Source organism: Chryseobacterium sp. 2TAF14, from assembly GCF_052115105.1.
In the GTDB taxonomy this organism is placed as follows: domain Bacteria; phylum Bacteroidota; class Bacteroidia; order Flavobacteriales; family Weeksellaceae; genus Chryseobacterium.
In genome coordinates this window covers 1-6292 of record NZ_JBFRGA010000188.1, presented here as the reverse complement: position 1 = coordinate 6292, position 6292 = coordinate 1, and the positions used below count along the sequence as shown (strand labels likewise).

Below are 6292 nucleotides of genomic sequence, written 5' to 3'. Positions count from 1 at the left end.
GACTTACAGAATATTTACCGATCTCATCAACCGCTCATATGGGTTTTACTGCCAATCTGATGGGATTGGAAGAAACAGAATTCTTAAAAATGTTTCAGGTTTCTATACAGTTTGGAGCCATTTTATCGGTAGTTGTTGCTTACTGGAAAAAATTTTTTGATCTTAAAAATCTGCAGTTCTATTATAAATTAGCTTTTGCTGTAATTCCGGCTTTGGTTTTGGGGTATATTTTCGATGATATGATTGAGGCTGTTTTGGGAAATCAGATTGCCATTTCCTCAGTGTTGGTTTTAGGCGGAGTGGTTTTATTGTTTGCTGATAAGTGGTTTAAAAATCCTGTTATTAACGACGAAAAAGATATTTCAATCAAAAAAGCAGTAACCATCGGTTTCTGGCAATGTCTTGCAATGATGCCCGGAACGAGTAGAAGTGCAGCTTCCATTATTGGAGGAATGACGCAGGGTTTATCACGAAAAGCAGCAGCAGAATTTTCTTTCTTTTTGGCGGTTCCTACGATGTTGGCGGTGACGGTTTACTCTGTTTTCGTAAAAACATGGGGAAAAGCAACAGGAAACCCAATGAAAGGTTACGAAATGATTCTGCAATCTCAGGATCACATCACAATATTTATCGTTGGAAACATTGTTGCATTTATTACAGCACTTATTGCAATCAAGGCGTTTATCGGCGTTTTAAACAAATATGGCTTCAAACCTTGGGGTTGGTATCGTATTTTTGTAGGCGTAGCGTTGTTGATTTATTTTTATTATTTTAAGTAAATTATCAATTATCAATTATCAATTATCAATTATCACAATTACTAATATCAATTTGGGCAGCTATTTCCGTCTTCCACTCCCGCTTTTTGCCTTCGCTTCGCTGCGGCAAAAAGAGCTCCGTTCAAGCCGGGCTGCAAGAGATTCGCTGTTAAAAATGCAGTTTAAACAAAAAACATTTCAAACTAAAATACTAAAAAACTGATCAACTAATTAACTCTCAAACTCTCCAACTCTAAACCCTCCCACTCAAAATGACCGCAGAACAACTACAATCCGGACACATATTTTTATTAGACAAGCCCTTGGATTGGACTTCTTTTCAGGCGGTCAATAAAATGAAGTACAAACTCAAAAGAGAATTCAACCTTCCGAAAAAATTCAAAATCGGTCATGCAGGAACTTTAGATCCGCGTGCGACAGGATTATTGATTGTCTGCACCGGTAAATTCACCAAAAAAATCCCGGAAATACAGGAGGCCCCCAAAGAATACTGGACGGAAATAAAAATCGGCGTGCAAACCGAATCTTACGACACCGAAAAACCAGAAATCCTTCATCAGGACTTTTCGAATGTGACGGATGAAGATGTACATAACGTTTTAGATAAATTTTTAGGAGAAATTGAGCAAAAACCACCTGTTTTTTCAGCCATTAAAATTGATGGAGAACGAGCCTATAATTTGGCAAGAGCAGGCGAAGAGGTTGAAATGAAATCCAGGAAAACAACCATTCATTATATTAAAGATATTGAAATCAATTTTCCTTTGATCAGTTTTACAGTCGGTTGTTCAAAAGGAACTTACATCCGAAGTTTAGCACACGATATTGGTCAGGAATTAGGTGTGGGAGCTTATCTTACCCAATTGAGAAGAACGAAAATCGGAGATTATAAAATTGAAGATGGAACCAGCGATTTTTTAGAAAACGAATATAGATTTGAGAATTTATGATTAAAAATTTATTATTGATCTCAGTTTTACTGTTTTCAATGACAGCATTTTCACAAGTTGACGATTCTAAAAAGCCGAAGATGAATTTTTATATAAACCCGACTTTAAATGTTGGTTATAATCTTGGAAATCAGATTAAGGATAATCAAAATAAAGATTCACAATATTATCAGCAATATGTAGCGCCTTATCTTCCCAATAAAATCACATATGGAATTTCGCTAATTGGAGGTTACAATTTTCTTCCTAATTTTGCAATCGGTACCGGTTTGAAATACAGTTATATTGATCCCAATTTTCATATGATGTATTGGTTGATTCAGCCAAAATTTATTTTCAATCCGGGTGATGAAGCATTTTTTATAGATGTTACATACGGAAAACAATTTAATAAATCTGCAGTTTTAAATTCTGATTTTTGGAGCTTAAAAGCCGGTCTTCAGGTTGCTTATTCAAAAAGATTGAGCCAGGAAGGAGGTTTGGTTTTAGAAGGATTTCAGCTTGGAAACTCAAACGCAACATTTATAGGAATAAGTTACGGAATCACGATTTTCAGTAATAAAAATTACACCGTAGAAGGAATAGAATAATGGAAAAAACACGTATTAATAAATATCTTTCAGAAGTTGGTTATTGCTCTAGAAGAGCAGCAGATAAGCTTTTGGAAGAAGGTAGAATAAAAATCAACGGTCAGATTCCAGAATTGGGAACAAAAGTTTCAGATGAGGATGTAGTAGAAGTTGATGGGAAACCCATTCGTGAATCTCAGGAAAAGCCCATTTATATTGCTTTCAACAAGCCTGTAGGAATTGTTTGTACTACCGATACAAAACGTGAAAGAGATAATATCATTGAGTATATTAATCATCCGCAGAGAATTTTCCCGATCGGAAGATTAGATAAACCAAGCGAAGGTTTGATTTTGCTTACAAGTGACGGTGATATCGTCAATAAAATATTACGTTCTAAAAACAGTAACGAAAAAGAATATCTGGTAAGAGTTGATAAGCCCATTAATCCAAAATTTCTGGAAAAAATGCGTAATGGAGTTCCAATTTTAGATACGGTAACTAAAAAGTGTGAAGTAGAAAAAATTGATGATATGACTTTTCGTATTGTTTTGACACAGGGACTCAACCGCCAGATCAGAAGAATGTGCGAGTTTTTAGGCTATGAAGTAAAAAAACTGAAACGCATCAGAATCATGAATATAAAACTCGATCTTCCGCTTGGAAAATGGCGCGATCTTACCGATAAAGAAATGCAGGATCTTWACATTCTTCTCAGCGATTCCAGCAAAACGGTTGATTAATCGTTTCAAAATATTAAAAAAAAGTCCCGCAAATTTTGTGATTCAACAGATTCTTCCATCGAATTTTGTTTGAAACCTTAAAATTTGCGGGAGCTTTCTTTTAAGTAATTGATTTTTTAGACTTTACCGATTTATCTTTAAATAAAAATATTGTTGTAGTGTGAAATAAAATTCGTATTTTTGCAGTCACTTTTTGTGGGCAGGTCTGAAAAGGTAAATTATTATAAATTAATTACTTCCGTATTTTTTAAATCCACATTTATTCAGACCATTAAAAAAGAAGGAATACAAATTTTATTAGAAAATGTCAAAAGAGACAAATTCAGCAGAGGTTTTATTAAACCAAAACGTAGCACCAGAACAATTTGATTGGGATTCTTTCGAATCAGGTCTTGATGCAGATGCGAGAAAAGAAAAAAGTGATCTTGAAGAAATCTACAACGGATCTCTTAGCAGTTTAAACGATAACGACGTTATCACTGGTAAAGTTGTAAGATTAACTGACAAAGAAGCTATCGTAGACATCGACTTCAAATCTGAAGGTGTTATTTCTCTTAACGAATTCCGTTACAACCCGAACTTAAGCGTAGGTGATGTAGTAGAAGTAATGGTTGACAGAAGAGAAGACAAAACAGGTCAGTTACAGTTATCTCACAGAAAAGCTAGAACGCTTAAAGCTTGGGATAGAGTAAATGAGCTTCACGAAACCGGAGAAATCGTTAACGGTTTTGTTAAATCTAGAACTAAAGGTGGTATGATCGTTGACGTACACGGAATCGAAGCATTCTTACCAGGTTCTCAAATCGACGTTAAGCCAATTAAAGATTACGATCAGTTCGTAGGTAAAACTATGGAGTTCAAAGTTGTGAAAATCAACCCTGAGTTCAAAAACGTAGTTGTATCTCACAAAGCATTGATCGAAGCAGATATCGAAGGTCAGAAAAAAGAAATCATCGCTCAGCTTGAAAAAGGTCAGGTTCTTGAAGGTACTGTTAAGAATATTACTTCTTACGGTGTATTCATCGACTTAGGAGGTGTTGATGGATTGATCCACATTACAGACCTTTCTTGGTCTAGAGTGAACCACCCATCTGAAATCCTAGAAGACGGACAGACTGTAAAAGTTGTTATCCTTGACTTTGATGACGAGAAAACAAGAATCCAATTGGGTATGAAGCAATTAGAAGCTCATCCTTGGGATGCTCTTTCTGCTGATATGAAAGTTGGTGATAAAGTAAAAGGAAAAGTAGTAGTTCTTGCTGACTATGGTGCATTCGTTGAGATCGCTCCAGGTGTAGAAGGATTAATCCACGTTTCTGAAATGTCTTGGTCTACTCACTTGAGAAGCGCTGGAGATTTCGTAAAAGTTGGTGACGAAGTGGAAGCTGAAGTACTTACTCTTGACAGAGAAGACAGAAAAATCTCTTTAGGTATGAAACAATTATCTAAAGATCCATGGGAAAATATCGAAGCTAAGTATCCTGTAGGTTCTCAACACGTTGGAACTGTAAGAAACTTTACAAACTTTGGTGTATTCGTAGAATTGGAAGAAGGTATTGATGGATTAATCTATATCTCTGATCTTTCTTGGACTAAGAAAATCAAGCACCCATCTGAATTCTGTGCAGTTGGTGATAAATTAGATGTTGTAGTTCTTGAGCTTGATATTCAGGCTAGAAGATTATCTCTAGGTCACAAACAACTTCAGGAAAATCCTTGGGATAAATTTGAAACTAAATATGCTGAAGGAACTGTACATGCTGGAAAAGCTGTAGAAGTACACGATAAAGGTGCTTCTGTACAATTCGAAGATGCTGAAGTAGAAGCTTTTTGCCCATCAAGATTATTAGAGAAGGAAGACGGATCTAAAATCAAAAAAGGTGAAGAGGCTCAGTTTAAAGTAATCGAATTCAACAAAGAATTCAAGAGAGTAGTAGTTTCTCACACTGGTATCTTCAGAGACGAAGAGAAAAAGAATGTGAAAGAATCTTCTAACAGAAATGTTGCTTCTTCTTCAAACAACGAAGAAAGATCAACTCTTGGAGACATCGATGCTTTAGCAGAATTGAAAAAGAAAATAAGAACCACTCGAAAGAGTGGTTTTTTTGTTTTAGTTATAAATAAAATATAAGTTAGAAAAGGATTTCAGAGTTATAAACGTTTTAAAAACTCCTGTATAAGCTTTAGTAAGTAAAAATTATTAAAAATATATTAAAATAGGCGTTGAGTGTGAAGTGTGTGGTGTTGATAATCAGTTACTTATAAGATTTATTTAAAGCATAGTAAATGATGTATTTTATTGATAATAAGATGATTAAGTGTGAATTTTATGATTATTTACCTGTAAAATGCATATTTAGTAAGGATATGGCTTTAAGGTTAAATATATTATACATTTGCACCTTTAATTAAAGAAATGAAAAAAGTAATTCTACCGCTTGTTATTGCAGTATTCGCGGCAATACCATCAATATCATTTGCTCAATCGAATGAAGTGTTGATTAAAAATTATATTTCTCAGAACAAACTGAGGGAATATAAAAAATCGGATCTTAATCAGTTTATAATTGATAATGTTGATTCTTCAAAATCATTAAGTGGAGATGTAGTGAAAATTCAGCAGACTTATAATGGTCTGCCTGTTTACGGAACGACAGCTACAGTTTTGATTAAGAATAGCACTGTAACTTACTTTAATGATAATTTTATAAAAGATTATACAGCTTCTGATGCTGCCAATGCAACATTAGCAAAAAAAGACGCATTAGGTAAAATCGCTGCAGATCTTCAGAAGTCTGAAATTTCTGAAATGCCGATCTTAGCATTCTTTGAAAACGGACCTAATAAAATGACCGCTGCAAAGCAAAGATTGGTATATGCTCCGGACAGTGCAGGAAACCTGAAGTTAGCTTACGAATTTCTGGTAAGCGAGCCTAAAACTCCGAATCACTGGAATTATGTTGTAGATGCAAATACAGGTAAAATTTTAAGCAAGATCAATCTGAATCTTTCCTGCAACTTCCATGAAGATGCTTATTCGCACGATACAGGAAATATGACGGTAGCAATGCCGCAGAATAAAGAGTTTTATCATACGAACACCGCTTCTTTGCTTTTGTCACCCGATAATGCTTCTTACAATGTATTTAAACTGCCTACGGAAGCTCCTACATTTGGTCCGAGAACTTTGGTGACAAATCCTTGGATACTTTCATCTTCACCTGAAGGATGGCATTCGAACGGTATAAATC

General features: G+C 35.0%; 5 protein-coding genes and 1 pseudogene. All 6 read left to right on the top strand.

What is annotated here, in order from left to right; translation table 11 throughout:
* A partial coding sequence (locus tag AB4Y90_RS15265; RefSeq protein ID WP_441558398.1) for an undecaprenyl-diphosphate phosphatase occupies positions 1-779 on the top strand: 779 nt, incomplete at its 5' end.
* Between the two features lie 251 nt (positions 780-1030).
* A complete protein-coding gene (truB, locus tag AB4Y90_RS15260) occupies positions 1031-1729 on the top strand; it encodes a tRNA pseudouridine(55) synthase TruB (protein WP_441558397.1) in 699 nt (232 codons plus the stop codon).
* Between the two features lie 80 nt (positions 1730-1809).
* On the top strand, positions 1810-2319 hold the full coding sequence (locus tag AB4Y90_RS15255; protein WP_441558396.1) for a hypothetical protein: 510 nt from the start codon (positions 1810-1812) through the stop codon (positions 2317-2319).
* Complete coding sequence (rluF, locus tag AB4Y90_RS15250) at positions 2319-3041, top strand: 23S rRNA pseudouridine(2604) synthase RluF (protein WP_441558395.1); 723 nt, start codon at positions 2319-2321, stop codon at positions 3039-3041. Before AB4Y90_RS15255 ends, rluF begins: the two co-directional genes overlap by 1 nt.
* Positions 3042-3345: 304 nt before the next feature.
* Positions 3346-5172, top strand: coding sequence for a 30S ribosomal protein S1 (gene rpsA / locus AB4Y90_RS15245; RefSeq protein WP_441558394.1), 1827 nt, complete (start codon positions 3346-3348; stop codon positions 5170-5172).
* Between the two features lie 285 nt (positions 5173-5457).
* Positions 5458-6292, top strand: a pseudogene (locus tag AB4Y90_RS15240) (T9SS-dependent M36 family metallopeptidase); the annotation flags it as partial.

What these genes read in the sequence shown, in the direction of transcription:
- rpsA (WP_441558394.1), top strand. Translation starts at nt 3,346, where the DNA reads ATGTCAAAAGAGACAAATTCAGCAGAGGTTTTATTAAACCAAAACGTA.
- truB (WP_441558397.1), top strand. Translation starts at nt 1,031, where the DNA reads ATGACCGCAGAACAACTACAATCCGGACACATATTTTTATTAGACAAG.
- AB4Y90_RS15255 (WP_441558396.1), top strand. Translation starts at nt 1,810, where the DNA reads ATGAATTTTTATATAAACCCGACTTTAAATGTTGGTTATAATCTTGGA.